Here is a 17,597-nt window from a genome sequence, read left to right as displayed (position 1 = left end):
GCCGACACCAACCAGCACAGGAGATCCCCTCACGTGAAGACCACGGTAGAAAAGCTGAGCCCGACCCGCGTCAAGCTCGCGATTTCGGTCACCCCGGACGAGCTCGGCCCCAGCATCACCCACGCCTACGGCCACATCGCCGAGCAGATCAACGTCCCCGGCTTCCGCAAAGGCAAGGTCCCGCCGGCGATCGTCGACCAGCGGGTCGGCAAGGCCGCCGTCCTCGAGCACGCGGTCAACGAGGGGCTCGACGGGTTCTACCGCGAGGCCGTCCGCGAGACCGAGGTGCGCCCCCTGGGCCGCCCGCAGGCCGACATCGTCGCCTGGCCGAGCGACAAGGACTTCACCGGCGACCTCGAGCTCGCCATCGAGGTCGACGTGCGCCCCGAGATCACCGTTCCCGACTACGACGGCCTCGCGCTGACGGTCGATGCGGCCGAGGTGACCGACGCCGACGTCGACACCGAGCTCGACACCCTCCGCAGCCGCTTCGGCACGCTGGTGACCGTCGACCGCCCGGCGACGACCGGCGACTTCGCGCAGATCGATCTCGTCGCGACCATCGATGGCGTCGAGGTCGACACCGCCAACGCCATCTCCTACGAGCTCGGCTCGGGCGAGCTGATCGAGGGCATCGACGAGGCGCTCGACTCGCTCACCGCCGGTGAGAGCACCACCTTCACCGCCCCCCTGCTCGGTGGCGACCACGCCGGCCAGCAGGCCGAGATCGCCGTGACGCTCACCGCCGTCAAGGAGCGCGAGCTCCCCGACGCCGACGACGACTTCGCGCAGATCGCCAGCGAGTTCGACACCATCGCCGAGCTGCGCGAGTCGCTCAAGGAGCAGGCCGCCCAGCAGAAGACCTTCGGTCAGGGCGGCCAGGCGCGCGAGAAGCTCGTCGAGGCCCTGCTCGAGCTCGTCGAGGTCCCCGTGCCCGCGTCGCTCGTCGAGGACGAGGTGCACCGCCACCTCGAGGGCGAGAACCGCCTCGAGGACGACGAGCACCGCGCCGAGGTCACCGAGGCGAGCGAGAAGACCTTCAAGACCCAGATCCTGCTCGACCACGTCGTCGAGCAGGAGAAGGTCCAGGTCAGCCAGGACGAGCTCACGCAGTACCTGATCCAGGGTGCGGCGCAGTACGGCATGGAGCCGAACGAGTTCATCAAGATCCTCTCCGAGAACAACCAGATCGGCCAGATGGTCGGCGAGGTCGCCCGCAACAAGGCGCTCGCGATCGTCCTCGGCAAGGCGAAGGTCACCGACACCGACGGCAAGGCCGTCGATCTGACCGCCTTCACCGCCGTTCCCGGCGACGACGCGGACGAGACCGCCGTCGACGACGCCGCGACCGACGAGGTCGACGCGCCGGCCGCCGAGGCCGTCGAGGAGGCCGTCGTCGAGGAGGCCCCCGCCGCCGACGCCCCCGCCGCCGACGAGGAGGCCGCTCCGGCCCCCAAGAAGAAGCGCGCCCCCGCGAAGAAGAAGGCTCCGGCCGCCGAGGAGACCCCGGCCGCCGAGTAGTCCTCGCCGCAGAACGACAGGAGCCGCCCCCGATCACCGGGGGCGGCTCTCGTCGTCCCGGCCCGCTCCCGCCCCGCCGTCCGCCGCGGGCGAACACCGGCCGCTCCGGCTCCGCCCCCGGCGAACACGGCCGGGTCGGCCGGGTGCCGTCCGATAGATTCGCCTCCGAAGCGACAACTGAAACGGAGCGACACATGGCCGATATGGCGATGCCCAACAGTGTTTTCGACCGCCTTCTCAAGGACCGGATCATCTGGCTCGGTTCTGAGGTGCGCGACGAGAATGCGAACGAGATCGCAGCGAAGCTCCTGCTCCTCGCGGCCGAGGACGCCGAGAAGGACATCTTCCTGTACATCAACTCGCCCGGCGGCTCGATCACCGCGGGAATGGCGATCTACGACACGATGCAGTTCGTCCCGAACGACATCGTGACGGTCGGCATCGGCATGGCGGCGTCCATGGGTCAGCTCCTGCTCACCGCAGGCACCCAGGGCAAGCGCTACATCACGCCGAACGCCCGCGTCCTGCTGCACCAGCCGCACGGCGGGTTCGGCGGAACCGCGTCCGACATCCAGACCCAGGCGCAGCTGATCCTCGACATGAAGAAGCGCCTCGCCGAGATCACCGCGAAGGCGACCGGCAAGACCGTCGAGCAGGTCAACGAGGACGGCGACCGCGACCGCTGGTTCAGCGCCGAGGAGGCGCTCGCCTACGGCTTCGTCGACCACATCCGCTCCTCGGCGACCGACGTCGCCGGCGGCGGCGGAACCGCCACCGACAGCTGAGCACCCCGACGCGCCGAGAGATCAGGAAGAGACAATGAACACACCCACCTTCGGCGGGACGGCCTTCGGCTCCGGAGCCGCGCCCTCCTCCCGCTACATCCTCCCCACCTTCGAGGAGCGCACGGCCTACGGCTACAAGCGCCAGGACCCGTACGCGAAGCTCTTCGAGGACCGCATCATCTTCCTCGGCGTGCAGGTCGACGACGCGTCCGCGGACGACATCATGGCCCAGCTCCTCGTGCTCGAGAGCCAGGACCCGGACCGCGACATCGTCATGTACATCAACTCGCCCGGTGGCTCGTTCACCGCGATGACGGCGATCTACGACACGATGCAGTACATCCGCCCGCACATCCAGACCGTCGTCCTCGGTCAGGCGGCCTCCGCCGCGGCCGTGCTGACCGCCGCGGGCACCCCCGGCAAGCGCCTGGCGCTGCCGAACGCGCGCATCCTGATCCACCAGCCCGCCGTCCAGCAGGGCGGGGGTCAGGCCTCGGACATCGAGATCCAGGCCGCCGAGATCATGCGCATGCGCGAGTGGCTCGAGAAGACGCTGTCCTTCCACTCCAACCGCTCCCCGGAGCAGGTCAAGAAGGACATCGACCGCGACAAGATCCTCGGCGCCGACGACGCGCTCGAGTACGGGCTGATCGACCAGATCCTGACCAGCCGCAAGGGCGTTCCCGCCCTCACGGTCTGACCTCGGGAGACCGACCGATCGTCGAAGGGCCGGGAGGCGGAGTGATCCGCCGCCCGGCCCTTCCGCGTCCCTGCGGGCGGATTCCCGCCTGCAGGACGTAGCAAACCGACACGAGCGGGGCAAAGGACCGCCGATCCGGCCCGCCTGCCGAGCCGTCTCGGCTCAGCGGCTAGGCTCGGACCAGAGTTCGGCGGTTCCGCATGACCGCCCACCCTCTGCACGACGCCCGAGGGCACCGACGCACGACAAGGAAGTGGGGCATCCCCGTGGCACGTATTGGCGAAAGCGCCGACCTGCTGAAGTGCTCGTTCTGCGGCAAGAGCCAGAAGCAGGTCCAGCAGCTCATCGCCGGTCCCGGCGTCTACATCTGCGACGAGTGCGTCGAGCTGTGCAACGAGATCATCGAGGAGCGCCTCTCCGAGTCGAGCGAGGAGACGAGCCACGAGTTCGACCTCCCGAAGCCGAAGGAGATCTACGGCTTCCTCGAGGAGTACGTGATCGGCCAGGAGCAGGCCAAGCGCGCCCTCGCCGTCGCGGTCTACAACCACTACAAGCGCGTGCGGGTGCGTAACACCATCACCGCCGCCGATGCGATCCACGACGAGATCGAGATCGCCAAGAGCAACATCCTGCTGATCGGCCCCACCGGCTGCGGCAAGACCTATCTCGCGCAGACGCTGGCCAAGCGGCTGAACGTCCCGTTCGCTGTGGCCGACGCCACCGCGCTGACGGAGGCGGGCTACGTCGGCGAGGACGTCGAGAACATCCTGCTCAAGCTGATCCAGGCCGCGGACTACGACGTCAAGCGGGCCGAGACCGGCATCATCTACATCGACGAGGTCGACAAGATCGCCCGCAAGGCCGAGAACCCGTCGATCACGCGCGACGTCTCGGGCGAGGGCGTGCAGCAGGCGCTGCTGAAGATCCTCGAGGGCACCGTCGCCTCCGTGCCGCCGCAGGGCGGGCGCAAGCACCCGCACCAGGAGTTCATCCAGATCGACACGACCAACGTGCTGTTCATCGTGGCCGGCGCCTTCGCCGGGCTGGAGGACATCATCTCCTCGCGGGCGGGCAAGCGCGGCATCGGCTTCGGTGCCCCGCTGCACAACAAGGAAGACGAGATCAACATCTTCAGCGAGGTCCTCCCGGAGGACCTGCACAAGTTCGGGCTCATCCCGGAGTTCATCGGCCGCCTCCCGGTCGTCACCACTGTCACGCAGCTCGACCAGGTCGCGCTGATGCAGATCCTCACCGAGCCGCGCAACGCGCTGGTCAAGCAGTACCAGCGGATGTTCGAGATCGACGGCGTCGAGCTCGAGTTCGACCGCGGCGCGCTCGAGGCGATCGCCGATCTCGCCGTGCTGCGGCAGACGGGCGCCCGCGGCCTCCGCGCCATCCTCGAGGAGGTGCTCGGCCCGATCATGTTCGAGGTCCCTTCCTCCGACGAGGTCGCCCGCGTCGTCGTCACCCGGGCCGCGGTGCTCGACAACGCCGCGCCGACGATCGTGCCGCACGCCCCGCGTCGCCAGGAGAAGAGCGCCTGATCCGTCCCCGCCGGGCCGTCGCGTGACCAGTTCGCGCTGATTGGCCCGGCGTTCGGCGTTCCCGCGCGAAGGCGGTTCCCTACTCTGGCGGAGCGCATCGCCGATGCGTCCGCCGGGCCCGCGCCCGGGTGGGTCAGCGACCGGAGGCACCGTCATCGTCCAGCCGCTCCTCGCCGGGATCGTCGCCGCGCTCACCGGCTTCTCCAGCTCCTTCGCGATCGTCCTCGCGGGTGTCGTCGCCGTCGGCGCGACCGACGCGCAGGCCGCGTCGGGTCTGCTCGCGGTCTGTGTGCTGCAGGGCGTGCTCTGCATCGTCCTGAGCGTGCGCTACCGGGTGCCGATGACCTTCGCGTGGAGCACCCCGGGCGCTGCGCTGCTCGCCGCCACCGCGACCCTGCCCGGCGGCTTCGACCGTGCGGTCGGCGCGTTCCTCGTCGCCTCTGCGCTGATCGTGGTGACCGGTCTCTGGCCGGCGCTCGGGCGTCTCGTGGCGCGGATCCCGCGCCCGCTCGCCAACGCGATGCTCGCCGGCATCCTGTTCCCGCTCGTGCTGGCACCCGTGCGCGCCGCGGTCGAGATCCCGCTGCTCGCGCTGCCGGTCATCGCGCTCTGGCTGATCCTGCTCCGCCTGCTGTCGCGCTGGGCCGTGCCGGCGGCGATCGCCCTCGCGATCGTGCTGCTGCTCGTCACCGACGGCGCTGCCCTCGCGGGGGCGCCGCTGCTCCCGGTCCCCGTCTTCGTCGCGCCGGTCTTCGAGATCGGTGCGATGGTCGGCATCGGCCTGCCGCTCTACGTCGTGACCATGGCGGGGCAGAACATCCCCGGCATCGCGGTGCTGTCGAGCTTCGGCTTCGAGGCGCACTCGCGGCCGGCGATCGTCTCGAGCGGGGTCGCCTCGGGCGTCTCCGCGGTGTTCGGCGGCGTCCCGGTCAACTACGCGGCGCTCAGCGCGGCGCTCACCGCGGGACCGGAGGCGTCGCCGCATCCCGAGCGGCGCTGGATCGCCTCGGTCTCCGCGGGCGCGTCCTACCTGGTGCTGGGCGCCGTCGCCGGCGCGGCCGCCGCCCTCGTCTCCTCCGCCAGTCCGCTGCTGATTGAGGCGGTCGCCGGGCTCGCGCTGCTCGGCGTCTTCGTCTCGTCGGTGCAGGCGGCGGTCGAGGACGCGCGGCTGCGCCTTCCGGCAGCCGCGACACTGCTCGTCACCGCATCCGGCATCGCGGTCGCGGGAATCGGCTCCGCGTTCTGGGGCCTGGTGGTGGGGCTGGTCGTGCTGGCCTGGCTGCACCCGCGCCGGGGCGCCCGCCACTCCTGACCCAGGGGACGACCCCTCGGATCAGGCGAGTCCGCGGCGCCGCAGCAGCGGCTCGGTGCGCGCGTCCCGCCCGCGGAACTCCCGGTAGGCGACGAGCGGATCGCGCGATCCGCCGATCTCGAGGATCCGCCGCCGGAACCGCTCGCCGGCCGCGCGGTCGAGTCCGCCGTTCTCCTCGAACCACTCGACGGTGTCGGCGTCGAGGATCTCGCTCCAGATGTAGGAGTAGTAGCCCGCGGAGTAGCCGCCCGAGAAGACGTGCTTGAAGAACGTGCTGCGGTAGCGCGGCGGGATCGCGGGGATCAGCAGTCCTGCGGCGTCGAGCGCTCGCGCCTCGAACTCCGCGACGTCGACGCGCTCAGCGGAGGCCGGGGTCTCGTGCCAGGCGAGGTCGAGCAGCGCGGCGGCGAGGTACTCCGTGGTCGCGAAGCCCTCGCCCCACAGCGCCGCCGCCTCGAGCTGCTCGACGACGGCGGACGGAAGCGGCTCGCCGGTCTCGACGTGCCGGGCGTAGGCGGGCAGCAGCTCCGGATGCCGGATCCACATCTCGTTGACCTGGCTCGGGAACTCGACGAAGTCGCGGAAGACGCTCGTCCCGCCGAAGCGCGGGTAGCGCGTGGTCGCGAAGAGGCCGTGCAGCGCGTGCCCGAACTCGTGGAAGAGCGTCGTGACCTCGTCGAGGCTGAGCAGCGCAGGCTCGCCTTCGCCCGGAGCCGAGAGGTTGAGCGTGTTCACGACCACGGCGGAGTCGCCGAGCAGCGTCGTCCGGGTGCGGAGGGAGTTCATCCAGGCGCCGCCGCGCTTGGAGTCGCGGGTGAACGGGTCGAAGAGGAAGAGGCCGAGCGCCGTGCCGTCCTCCTCCGCTACCTCGAAGACGCGGACGTGCGCGCTGTGCCCGACCAGGTCGGGCCGCTCCGCGAACCGGACGCCGTAGAGCCCGGTGGCGGCGGCGAAGACGCCCTCGCGCAGGACGCGCTCGAGCTCGAAGTACGGCCGGAGCGCGCTGGAGTCGACGGCGTAGCGGGCGGTGCGGACGCGCTCCTCGTAGTACGCCCGGTCCCAGGCCTCGAGGGCGAAGCGCGGCTGCCCGGCCGCGTCCTGCTCGGTGTCGGCCTGCTGCTGCATCTGCTCGAGCTCGGCGCGGGCGTTGCGGGCGGCGGGGATCGCGAGCTCCTCGAGGAGGGCGCGGACGCGCTCGGGGGTCCCGGCCGTCTGCCCCGAGACGACGTACTCCGCGTGCGAGGCGTAGCCCAGGAGTGCTGCGCGCTCGGCGCGGAGGGCGACGATGTCGAGCAGGACCTCCCTGTTGTCGTGCGGTCCGCCCTCCACGGCGCGGCCGAGGGAGGCGCGTAGGATCCGCTCGCGGACGGAGCGATCGCGCAGGCGGGCGAGCCACGGGTGCCCGGAGTAGAGCGGGAGCGTCACGAGGTAGCCGTCGGCACCGCGGTCCGCGGCGGCGCGAGCGGCGGCGGAGACCTCGGACGCGTCGAGCCCGTCCAGCTGCTCGGCGCGCTCCAGGAGGACGGCCCGCTCGTTGGTGTCCGCGAGCAGGTTCTTGTCGAACCGGGTGGTCAGGCTCGACAGCCGCTCGTTCAGCGCGCTGAGCCGGGTCTTGCCGGCGTCGTCGAGGAGGGCGCCCGCGCGCTCGAAGCGCAGGAGGACGCGCTCGAGCAGGTAGGCGGTCTCGTCGTCCATGTCGGGCGTCGCCTCGCGGTCGGCGAGCGAGCGGACACGGGCGTAGAGGCGCGGGTCGAGGGTGATCGCGTCGTCGTGCGCGGAGAGCAGGGGAGCGAGCTCCTCCTCGACGGCATCGGTCAGCGGCGTGCGATCGGAGGCGCCCACCGTGAAGAAGACCGCGCTGACCCGGCGCAGCTCCCGCCCGGAGTGCTCGAGCGCCACCAGCGTGTTGTCGACCGTCGGCTCGTTGGGGGAGGAGGCGATGGCCTCGATCTCGGTCCGGTGGCGCCGCAGCGCCTCGTCGAAGGCCGGGCGGTACGCCTCCGGCTCGACCGCCGCGAAGTCGGGCAGCCCGTGCGGCAGGCCGCTGGGCTCGATCAGGACGGCGACGGCGGCGGAGGTGCTCATCCAGCGAGCCTAGGGCGCCGCCGGGTCTCGATACGCCCCTCCGGGGCTCCTCGACCAGCATGGAACCCCCGTGCACTACGGGCGGAAGCATGCTGATCGAGTAGCGCGCGCAGCGCGCATATCGAGATCCACCCGCGTCAGAACCTGCGGAGTCGGATCAGCCCCAGTCGTCGTCGTCCTCGCCCTCGACCCGGCCCTGCGGCTGGGTGATGTAGGCGGCGTCCTCGTCCGGACGGTAGGTGATCGTGGTGCCGTCGTCGAGCTCGAGCACCGGCTTGCCCTCGAGCCAGGTCAGCGTCCAGCGCCAGGCGGAGCTGTCCGTGCCGGCGGAGGCGAGCTCGCCCTCCACGTCGCGGACGGCGGTGACGACGATCTCGGGCAGGGTGGTCGGCGTGTCGCCGCCGACCGGCCAGCGCGTTCCGAGCTGCATGGGGCGTTCCTCTCGAGAAGGGGGAGCGGGCCGGGGCCCGCTCTCCGGATGATCAGGTGGTCGGCTCGGTCTCGAGCTCGATCGCCACGGCGAGCGCGTCGCCCTCGGCGAAGTCGAGCGCCGCGATCCGGCCGACGGCGGCGAGGTCGCCCGCGGCGAGCCGCAGCGACGCCACGAGCTCGGCCGGCGCGGTGACGACGGCGGAGCGGACCGGCGTCTTCTGCGAGGCCTTCGCGTCGGTCTTCGCGCGGCGGATCGCGGTCAGCACGGTGCTGGCGGCCGCGAGGACCGCAGGATCGCCGCCGAGCCCGCCCTGCTCCGGCCAGGACTCGGTGTGCACCGAGCCGTCGTGCGACCAGGACCAGGTCTCCTCCACCGCGAACGGGATGAAGGGCGCGAACAGCCGCTGCAGCACGTCGAGCGCGCGGTGCAGGGCGGCGGCCGCGGAGGCGCCGTCCTCGCCGTAGGCGCGCTCCTTCACCAGCTCCAGGTAGTCGTCGCAGAAGGTCCAGAAGAACGCCTCGGTGATCTCGAGGGCGCGAGCGTGGTCGTAGTTCTCCAGTGCCGTCGTCGCGTCCGCCACGACCCGGTCGAGCGCCGCGAGCATGCTCAGATCGAGCGGGTCGGTGACGCTCGCGCCCCCGGGCAGCGGGAAGCCGTGGATGAACTTCGCCGCGTTGAGCACCTTGATCGCCAGGCGTCGGCCGATCTTGATCTGCGTCGGGTTCTGCGGGTCGAACGCCGCGTCCGTGCCGAGCCGGGACGAGGCGGCCCAGTAGCGGACGGCGTCGGAACCGTGCTGCTCGAGCATGCCGGCCGGCGTGACGACGTTGCCCTTCGACTTCGACATCTTCTTGCGGTCCGGGTCGACGATGAAGCCGGAGACGGTGGCGTTGCTCCACGGTGCGCGGCCGTCCTCGAGCTGCGAGCGCAGCAGGGTCGAGAAGAGCCAGGTGCGGATGATGTCCTGGCCCTGCGGGCGCAGGTCGTACGGCGCGACGAGCTGCCAGAGCTCGTCGTCGCGCTCCCAGCCGCCGGCGAGCTGGGGGGTGAGCGACGAGGTCGCCCAGGTGTCCATCACGTCGAGCTCGCCCTGGAAGCCGCCGGGCACGCCGCGCTGGTCCTCCGAGTAGCCGGGGGCGGCGTCCGACGAAGGGTCGACGGGCAGGGCCGACTCGTCGGGCACGATCGGCGCGTCGAACACCGGGTTGCCGTCGGCGTCGAGCGGGTACCAGACCGGGATCGGCACGCCGAAGAAGCGCTGGCGCGAGATCAGCCAGTCGCCGGCGAGCCCGTTGACCCAGTTCTCGTAGCGGACGCGCATGAACTCCGGCACGAACCGCACGTCGCGGCCGAGCTCGAGCAGGCGCTCCTTCAGCGCCGCGTCGCGGGCGCCGTTGACGATGTACCACTGGCGGGTCGAGACGATCTCGAGCGGCTTGTCGCCCTTCTCGAAGAACTTCACCGGGTGCACGATCGGCTTCGGCTCGCCGACCAGCTCGCCCGACTCGGTGAGGAGCGCGACGACGGTCTGCTTCGCCGAGAAGACGGTCTTGCCGGCGAGCTGCGCGTAGGCGGCTCGGCCGGCCTCGCTCTCGATCGCGGCGGGCGCCTCGGAGATCAGGCGGCCGTCGAAGCCGATGACCGCGCGGTTGGGCAGGTCGAGCTCGCGCCACCAGACGACGTCGGTGAGGTCGCCGAAGGTGCAGATCATCGCGATGCCCGAGCCCTTGTCCTTCTGCGCGAGGTGGTGCGCGAGCACCGGCACCTCGACGTCGAAGAGCGGGGTGCGCACGGTCGTGCCGAAGAGCCCCTGGTAGCGCTCGTCGTCCGGGTGCGCCACGAGGGCGACGCAGGCGGGCAGCAGCTCGGGCCGGGTCGTCTCGATGAAGACGTCCTCCGCGCCGTCGCGGTGGAAGCCGATGCGGTGGTACGCGCCGGGCTGGTCCTTGTCCTCCAGCTCGGCCTGCGCGACCGCGGTGCGGAAGGTGATGTCCCAGAGGGTCGGCGCCTGCGCCTGGTAGGCCTCACCGCGCGCGAGGTTCCGCAGGAAGGCGCGCTGCGAGGCGGCCTGCGACTCCTCGCCGATCGTGCGGTAGCTCTGCGACCAGTCGACCGAGAGGCCGAGGGTGCGCCAGAGGTCCTCGAACTGCTTCTCGTCCTCGACGGTGAGGCGCTCGCAGAGCTCGATGAAGTTGCGGCGCGAGATCGGCTTCTGATCGGCCGCCTTGCTGCTCTTGTTGTCCCCGCCCTCGAACGGCGGCGTGAAGTCGGGCGTGTAGGGAAGCATCGGGTCGCAGCGGACGCCGTAGTAGTTCTGCACCCGGCGCTCGGTCGGCAGGCCGTTGTCGTCCCAGCCCATCGGGTAGAAGACGCTCCGGCCGCGCATGCGCTGGAAGCGCGCGACGACGTCGGTGTGCGTGTAGGAGAAGACGTGCCCGATGTGCAGCGAGCCGGAGGCGGTCGGCGGCGGGGTGTCGATCGAGTAGACGTCCGCGCGGGTCAGCCCGGTGCGATCGAACCGGTAGGTGCCGTCCGTCTGCCAGACGAGGCCCCACTTGCTCTCGAGACCCTCGAGGGCGGGCTTGGCGGGGAGGCGGTCGGCGACGGTCATGGTTCTCCGGTTCGATGTGGGCGGCACCGTGTCGGTGGTGATGATGCCTGGATGGGGGCTCTCGGAGCTGCTCGCTCACGGCCGCGTCGATCCTACCGCGGGGCGGGGCGCGGCGGCGGCGGGCGCGGTCAGCCCACGACGGGCGCGAAACCGCGGCAGACCGGCGTCAGCGCCTCGTCGAGGTAGGGCACCAGCTCCCCGCGGGTCGGACCTGCCGCCGCCCAGGCCTGCACTGCGGCGACCGCCGCCCCGACGCTCGCGTAGGCGATCGCGTGCGCCACATGAGCGGGCAGCGGACGCCCGGCGCGCAGGCGCACGAACTCCGCGACGATCGCGGCCTGCCGCGCGAGCCGCGAGAGCGCCGAGGCCTGCAGCTCGTGCACGCTCCCGATCAGCTCGGTCTGGGTCAGCGCCCACGGCACGCTGGACGGCCCAAAGCCCGCACCGACCGAGAGCAGCGCGCCGCGCAGAGCGTCCATCGTCGAGACGTCCGGCGAGGTCGCTTCGAGCGCCGCCGGCAGCTCGGCGAGCCGGTCGTCGACCAGCACCCAGAAGACGTCGCTCTTCGAGGCGAAGTAGTTGAAGAAGGTGTTGCGCGAGACGCCGGCGCGTTGGGCGATCTGCTCCACCGTCGTCCCGGCGTAGCTCTGCTCGACGAAGAGGTCGAGTGCGGCGTCCTCGAGCATCGAGCGGGAGGACGCCCGCGGCCGTCCGCGTCCCGTGCCTCGCGCCATCACCGTCTCCGCCCCTGCCCGGCCTGGGCCGAGGCGCTAGGATAGCGGCTGGACGACATCGACCCGGCCATCACCGGTGAGTCTCCGGAAGAACAGCCCGGCTCCGGCCGCGGCCCAGTAGACCCGGACGGGGACGGCCCGTGACAGCCGATCGAGTGGGAACGACCAGGGACAGTCCGCGAGGGCCGCACCTGGGCGGTTCAAGCGAGGTGGTACCGCGACCCGGCCCGGGGTCTGAGATCCGGGCGGGCCGTCCTCGTGCAGACCAGCAGCACTGCCAGGAGACCGCACGTGACCTACCCCCTGACCCCGCCCACCCCCCGCGATGCCGAGGCGCCCCGCGAAGGCTCCGCCTTCGGCCGCGGCGTCCCCGCGTCGCCGCGCTTCCCGCAGATCGAGGAGAAGGTCCTCGCCTACTGGAAGGCCGACGACACCTTCCAGGAGTCGATCCGAGCCCGCGAGGGCGCCGAGGAGTGGGTCTTCTACGACGGCCCTCCCTTCGCCAACGGCCTGCCGCACTACGGCCACCTGCTGACCGGCTACGCCAAGGACGTCTTCCCCCGCTTCCAGACCATGCGCGGCAAGCAGGTGCACCGTCGCTTCGGCTGGGACACGCACGGCCTGCCCGCCGAGCTCGAGGCGGAGCGGCAGCTCGGCATCACCGACAAGTCGCAGATCGAGGAGATGGGCGTCGCCGCGTTCAACGCCGCGGCGAAGGAGTCGGTGCTGCGCTACACGGGGGAGTGGCAGGACTACGTCACCCGCCAGGCGCGCTGGGTCGACTTCGACAACGACTACAAGACGCTCGACCCCACCTTCATGGAGTCGGTCATCTGGGCCTTCAAGCGCCTGTACGACAAGGGTCTCGCTTACGAGGGCCACCGCGTCCTGCCCTACTGCTGGCGCGACCAGACACCGCTCTCGAACCACGAGCTGCGGATGGACGACGACGTCTACAAGATGCGCCAGGACCAGACGGTCACGGTCACCTTCCCGCTCGTCGGCGAGACGGCGGAGGCGCTCGGCCTCACCGCGGTGCGCGCTCTCGCCTGGACGACGACGCCGTGGACCCTGCCCACCAACGCCGCCCTCGCGGTCGGCCCGGACATCGAGTACGCGGTCGTCCCGGCCGGGCCGAACGGCGCCGCCGACGGCAAGGGCGAGCCGGAGGAGCGCGAGCTCGCCGCCGAGTACCTCCTCGCCATCGACCAGGTCAGCGCCTACGCCAAGGATCTCGGCTACGAGGACGCCGCCGCCGCTCTGGCTGCTGTCTCGCGCACGCACCGCGGCAGCGAGCTCGAGGGCATCAGCTACGACCGCCTCTGGGACCACTACGCCGACACCGAGGTGTGGGGCACGCAGAACGCGTGGCGCATCCTCGTCGCCGACTACGTGACCACGAGCGAGGGCACCGGCATCGTGCACCAGGCCCCCGCCTACGGCGAGGACGACCAGAAGGTCTGCGAGGCGGCGGGCATCCCCGTCATCATCTCCGTCGACGACGGAGGCCGCTTCCTGCCGCAGATCAGCGAGGTCGCGGGGCTCCAGGTCTTCGAGGCCAACAAGCCGCTGACGCAGCTGCTCAAGGCCGGGCACCGGCTGCTCCGCCAGGCCAGCTACGAGCACAGCTACCCGCACTGCTGGCGCTGCCGCAACCCGCTGATCTACAAGGCCGTCTCCAGCTGGTTCGTCCGCGTCACCGCGGTCCGCGACCGGATGGAGGAGCTCAACCAGGAGATCACCTGGGTCCCGGAGAACGTCAAGGACGGCCAGTTCGGCAAGTGGCTCTCCGGTGCGCGCGACTGGTCGATCAGCCGCAACCGCTACTTCGGCTCGCCCATCCCGGTCTGGAAGAGCGACGACCCCGACCACCCGCGCATCGACGTCTACGGCTCGCTCGACGAGCTCGAGCGCGACTTCGGCGTGCGTCCGCAGGACCTGCACCGCCCGTACATCGACGAGCTCACCCGCCCGAACCCCGACGACCCGACAGGCCGCTCGACGATGCGCCGCATCAGCGACGTCCTCGACGTCTGGTTCGACTCCGGCTCGATGCCGTTCGCGCAGGTGCACTACCCGTTCGAGAACTCCGACTGGTTCGACTCGCACAACCCGGCCGACTTCATCGTCGAGTACATCGGGCAGACCCGCGGCTGGTTCTACACGCTGCACGTGCTCTCGACCGCGCTCTTCGACCGGCCGGCCTTCCACAACGTCGTCAGCCACGGCATCGTGCTCGGCAACGACGGGCAGAAGATGTCGAAGTCGCTGCGCAACTACCCGGACGTCGCCGAGGTCTTCGACCGCGACGGCTCCGACGCGATGCGCTGGTTCCTGATGTCGAGCCCGGTGCTGCGCGGCGGCAACCTCGTCGTCACCGAGGAGGGCATCCGCGAGGGCGTGCGCCAGGTGCTGCTGCCGCTCTGGAACACCTGGTACTTCTTCTCGCTCTACGCCAACGCCTCCGGCGAGGGCTACGAGGCCGCGCGCCGCACCGACTCCGAGGACGTGCTCGACCGCTACCTGCTGGCCAAGACGCACGACCTGATCGAGACGGTCACCGGCCACCTCGACTCGCTCGACTCGACCCTCGCCGCGGCGGCGCTGCGCGACTTCGCCGACGTGCTGACCAACTGGTACGTCCGCCGCTCGCGCGATCGCTTCTGGCAGGGCGTCGACGCCGAGGGCCGCGGCACGGAGGCGTTCGACACGCTCTTCACCGTGCTCGAGACCGTCTGCCGGGTCGCGGCACCGCTGCTCCCGCTGATGACCGAGGAGATCTGGCAGGGCCTCACCGGCGGGCGGAGCGTGCACCTGGCCGACTGGCCCGACGCCGCCGAGTTCCCGGTCGACGAGTCGCTCGTGCACGCGATGGACGCCGTCCGCGGCATCTCCTCCACGGCGCTGTCGCTGCGCAAGCAGGCCGGCCTCCGCGTCCGCCTGCCGCTCGCGCGCCTCACCGTGGTCGTCGCCGACGCCGCCGAGCTGGCGCCGTTCGAGGCCATCCTGCGCGACGAGCTGAACGTCAAGGAGGTGTCGCTGGTCCCGCTGGTCGAGTCGAGCGCCGCCGACTACGGGGTCACGTCGCGCCTCTCCGTCAACGCCCGGGCCGCGGGCCCTCGCCTCGGCAAGGGCGTGCAGACCGTGATCAGGGCGGCGAAGGCCGGCGACTGGAGCGAGACCGACGGCGTCGTCACCGCGGGCGGCGTCGAGCTGGTCGAGGGCGAGTACGAGCTGACCCTCGAGGTCGGCGGCTCCGGAGCCGACGACCGCGCGATCGCGCTGCTGCCCCGCGGCGGCTTCGTGCTGCTCGACACGGCGACGACTCCGGAGCTCGAGGCCGAGGGCCTGGCCCGCGACCTGATCCGCGCCGTGCAGGACGCCCGCAAGGCGGCCGGGCTCGACGTCAGCGACCGGATCGAGCTCGAGATCGTCCTCGACGAGATGAGCATGGCGGCCCTCGAGCCGCACGCGCTCTGGATCGCCGAGGAGACCCTCGCGACCGGCTTCGCCTTCGCCGCGCTCACCACGGCGCTGGAGGGCGGCGAGGGTGCGATCACCTTCGGGCCCGCCGGCACCGCCATCATCCGCGTCGAGAAGGTGGAGGCCTCCGATGACTGACAAGGACCGCTACTCCGAGGAGGACGCCCGGCTCGCGCGCGAGGCGGCCGACGCCGTCTACGCGAGCCTGCTGAAGCGGCTCGGCGAGGCGAGCCCCCGCCCGCGACTCGCGCCGACCCGGCGGGCCGTCGACTACATGGGCGACCCGCAGCGGGCCTACCCCGTGATCCAGATCGCCGGCACCAACGGCAAGACGTCGACCAGCCGGATGATCGAGAGCCTGCTCCGCGCCCACGGGCTGCGGGTCGGCCTCTTCACCAGCCCGCACCTCGAGCGCTTCAACGAGCGCATCGTCATCGACGGCGAGCCGATCTCCGACCTGAGCCTCGCTACGAACTGGATCGACGTCGAGCCCTACCTCACGATGACGGACGCCGAGCTCGTCGGGCAGGGCGAGAGCCCGCTCTCGTTCTTCGAGGCGCTCACCGTGCTGGCGTACGCGGCCTTCGCGGACGCTCCGGTCGACGTCGCGGTCATCGAGGTCGGCATGGGCGGCGAGTGGGACTCGACGAACGTCGCAGACGCGCAGGTCGCCGTCTTCACGCCGATCGCGCTCGACCACACCCGGCAGCTCGGCGCGACGATCGAGGAGATCGCCCGCACCAAGTCCGGCATCGTGAAGCCCGCGGCCGCCGTGGTGTCGGCGAAGCAGACGAGCGAGGCGGAGGCGGTGCTGCGACAGGCGGCCGAGCTGACCGAGTCGACGATCGTGTTCGAGGGCGCCGACTTCGACGTCGAGTCGACGACCGTCGCGGTCGGCGGCCAGCTCGTCTCCGTCCGTGGTCTCGTCACCCGCTACGAGCAGCTGCTGCTGCCGTTCTTCGGCGATCACCAGGCCGAGAACGCGGCGGTCGCGATCGCCGCGGTCGAGACGTTCCTCGGCGGCGGCACGCAGGAGCTGACCGGGAACGTCCTCGACGAGGGCTTCGCCGCGGCGACCTCGCCCGGCCGCCTCCAGATCGTCGGCCAGTCGCCGCGCACGGTCGTCGACGCCGCGCACAACCCGCACGGCGCCGCCTCCCTCGCCGCGGCGATCGGGCGCTACTTCGACTTCGACCGCGTCACCGCGGTCATCGGCGTCCTCGCCGAGAAGGACGCGGAGGGCATCCTGCGCGCGCTGATGCCGGTCGTCGACGAGCTGATCGTCACCACCGCGCCGAGCGACCGCGGAGTCCCGGCCGAGGAGCTCGCCGCCCTCGCGCGGACCGTCTTCCCCGCGGAGTCGGTCCGCGTCGCGGACGACCCGGACGGCGCGCTCACCGCGGGCCGCCTCCTCGCCGCCCGCACGGACAAGGGCGCCCTGCTCGTCACCGGGTCGATCACCCTCGTCGGCCGGACGATCACCGTCGCCCGCGACGAGAACTGGCTCGGCGCGTGAGGGCGGGCCGGCCGCGCCGCACCCGGACCGTCCGCGAGAGCCTCGGCTCGATCGTCCTCGGCTTCGAGTCGGTCATCGTCTTCCTCGCGACGCTCGTCGCCTTCGGGCTGAAGGCCGCCGATCCGGTGGTCGTCCTCGTCGGGGGAGCGGTGGTCTGCCTCGCCCTCGTCGCGACGCTCGGGCTGCTCGACCGGCCGGCCGGCTTCCGGCTCGGCTGGGTCCTCCAGTTCGTTATCGTGGCCACCGGTGCCCTGGTCCCGGTCATGTTCGTCATCGGCGCGGCCTTCGTCGCCCTGTGGGCGTACTGCATGGTCACCGGCACCAAGCTCGACTCCCAGAACCGCCGCGCGGCGGACGGGCCCACCGACCCCACCCCCACCTAAGGAGACCGCTGAAGCATGGCCATCCAGGAGACCCTCGTCCTCGTCAAGCCCGACGGCGTCGCCCGCAACCTCACCGGCGAGATCCTCCGCCGCATCGAGGCGAAGGGCTACTCGCTCGTCGACATCAAGCTCGTCGAAGCCGACCGCGAGCTGCTCGCCGCCCACTACGCCGAGCACGAGGGCAAGCCGTTCTACGAGCCCCTCGTCGAGTTCATGGAGAGCGGCCCCGTCGTCGCCCTCCGCATCGCCGGTGACCGCGTCATCGAGGGCTTCCGCGCCCTCGCCGGCACCACCGACCCCACCACCGCCGCCCCCGGCACCATCCGCGGCGACCTCGGCCGAGACTGGGGCCTCAAGGTCCAGCAGAACCTCGTCCACGGCTCCGACGGTGTTGAATCCGCGGAGCGCGAGCTCGCGCTCTGGTTCGCCTGAAAGGCGAACCGCCGCGCGAGCTCGCGCTCCGCGGTGTTTCGCGGTAATCCGCGAAACC

General features: G+C 71.4%; 13 protein-coding genes. 9 read left to right on the top strand and 4 right to left on the bottom strand.

The features are described 5' to 3' along the window. The first annotated feature begins 33 nt into the window (after positions 1–33). The 5 genes from tig (at position 34) to GSU72_RS10900 (ending at position 5,862) form a co-directional block, all read left to right on the top strand. Positions 34–1,521 carry a trigger factor gene (gene tig, locus GSU72_RS10920; protein ID WP_159985036.1) on the top strand — a complete coding sequence of 496 codons (1,488 nt, stop codon included), beginning with the start codon at positions 34–36 and terminating at the stop codon, positions 1,519–1,521. A 143-nt stretch (positions 1,522–1,664) separates the two neighbouring features. Beyond that, a complete protein-coding gene (locus tag GSU72_RS10915) occupies positions 1,665–2,306 on the top strand; it encodes an ATP-dependent Clp protease proteolytic subunit (RefSeq protein WP_260300538.1) in 642 nt (213 codons plus the stop codon). Between the two features lie 34 nt (positions 2,307–2,340). Continuing rightward, positions 2,341–3,006 carry an ATP-dependent Clp protease proteolytic subunit gene (locus GSU72_RS10910; protein ID WP_123445811.1) on the top strand — a complete coding sequence of 222 codons (666 nt, stop codon included), beginning with the start codon at positions 2,341–2,343 and terminating at the stop codon, positions 3,004–3,006. 266 nt (positions 3,007–3,272) lie between these two features. Then, a complete protein-coding gene (gene clpX, locus GSU72_RS10905) occupies positions 3,273–4,550 on the top strand; it encodes an ATP-dependent Clp protease ATP-binding subunit ClpX (RefSeq protein WP_159985035.1) in 1,278 nt (425 codons plus the stop codon). 103 nt (positions 4,551–4,653) lie between these two features. Further along, positions 4,654–5,862: a benzoate/H(+) symporter BenE family transporter gene (locus GSU72_RS10900; protein WP_159985034.1), complete on the top strand. Its 1,209-nt coding sequence runs from the start codon at positions 4,654–4,656 to the stop codon at positions 5,860–5,862. Positions 5,863–5,883: 21 nt separating this feature from the next. Here GSU72_RS10900 and GSU72_RS10895 read toward each other — a convergent pair whose 3' ends face one another. The 4 genes from GSU72_RS10895 to GSU72_RS10880 all read right to left on the bottom strand — a co-directional run bounded on the left by GSU72_RS10895 (position 5,884) and on the right by GSU72_RS10880 (position 11,725). Beyond that, on the bottom strand, positions 5,884–7,947 hold the full coding sequence (locus GSU72_RS10895) for a M3 family metallopeptidase (RefSeq protein ID WP_159985033.1): 2,064 nt from the start codon (positions 7,945–7,947) through the stop codon (positions 5,884–5,886). A 157-nt stretch (positions 7,948–8,104) separates the two neighbouring features. Continuing rightward, positions 8,105–8,377 carry a hypothetical protein gene (locus tag GSU72_RS10890; RefSeq protein WP_159985032.1) on the bottom strand — a complete coding sequence of 91 codons (273 nt, stop codon included), beginning with the start codon at positions 8,375–8,377 and terminating at the stop codon, positions 8,105–8,107. Between the two features lie 52 nt (positions 8,378–8,429). Then, complete coding sequence (gene valS, locus GSU72_RS10885; RefSeq protein ID WP_159985031.1) at positions 8,430–10,991, bottom strand: valine--tRNA ligase; 2,562 nt, start codon at positions 10,989–10,991, stop codon at positions 8,430–8,432. Positions 10,992–11,119: 128 nt separating this feature from the next. Beyond that, the gene (locus tag GSU72_RS10880; RefSeq protein WP_159985030.1) at positions 11,120–11,725 is read right to left on the bottom strand and encodes a TetR/AcrR family transcriptional regulator; all 606 of its coding nucleotides are present in this window, start codon (positions 11,723–11,725) and stop codon (positions 11,120–11,122) included. 291 nt (positions 11,726–12,016) lie between these two features. Between GSU72_RS10880 and ileS the strand changes: the two genes are divergently transcribed. Genes ileS through ndk form a run of 4 tightly spaced genes read left to right on the top strand, consistent with a single transcriptional unit; the run spans position 12,017 to position 17,539 of the window. Beyond that, a complete protein-coding gene (ileS, locus tag GSU72_RS10875) occupies positions 12,017–15,346 on the top strand; it encodes an isoleucine--tRNA ligase (protein ID WP_159985029.1) in 3,330 nt (1,109 codons plus the stop codon). Then, positions 15,339–16,724 carry a folylpolyglutamate synthase/dihydrofolate synthase family protein gene (locus GSU72_RS10870; RefSeq protein WP_159985028.1) on the top strand — a complete coding sequence of 462 codons (1,386 nt, stop codon included), beginning with the start codon at positions 15,339–15,341 and terminating at the stop codon, positions 16,722–16,724. The genes ileS and GSU72_RS10870 overlap by 8 nt, the downstream gene beginning before the upstream one ends. Beyond that, positions 16,721–17,107, top strand: a complete 387-nt coding sequence (locus tag GSU72_RS10865) for a DUF4233 domain-containing protein (RefSeq protein ID WP_244255764.1) — start codon at positions 16,721–16,723, stop codon at positions 17,105–17,107. Before GSU72_RS10870 ends, GSU72_RS10865 begins: the two co-directional genes overlap by 4 nt. Before the next feature lie 15 nt (positions 17,108–17,122). After that, on the top strand, positions 17,123–17,539 hold the full coding sequence (gene ndk / locus GSU72_RS10860) for a nucleoside-diphosphate kinase (RefSeq protein WP_159985027.1): 417 nt from the start codon (positions 17,123–17,125) through the stop codon (positions 17,537–17,539). Positions 17,540–17,597: the final 58 nt, after the last annotated feature.

This window comes from Rathayibacter sp. VKM Ac-2760 (genome assembly GCF_009834185.1).
Taxonomy (GTDB): domain Bacteria; phylum Actinomycetota; class Actinomycetes; order Actinomycetales; family Microbacteriaceae; genus Rathayibacter.
The sequence above is the reverse complement of the archived record's forward strand: the minus strand, read 5'-3'. Positions and strand labels throughout refer to the sequence as shown.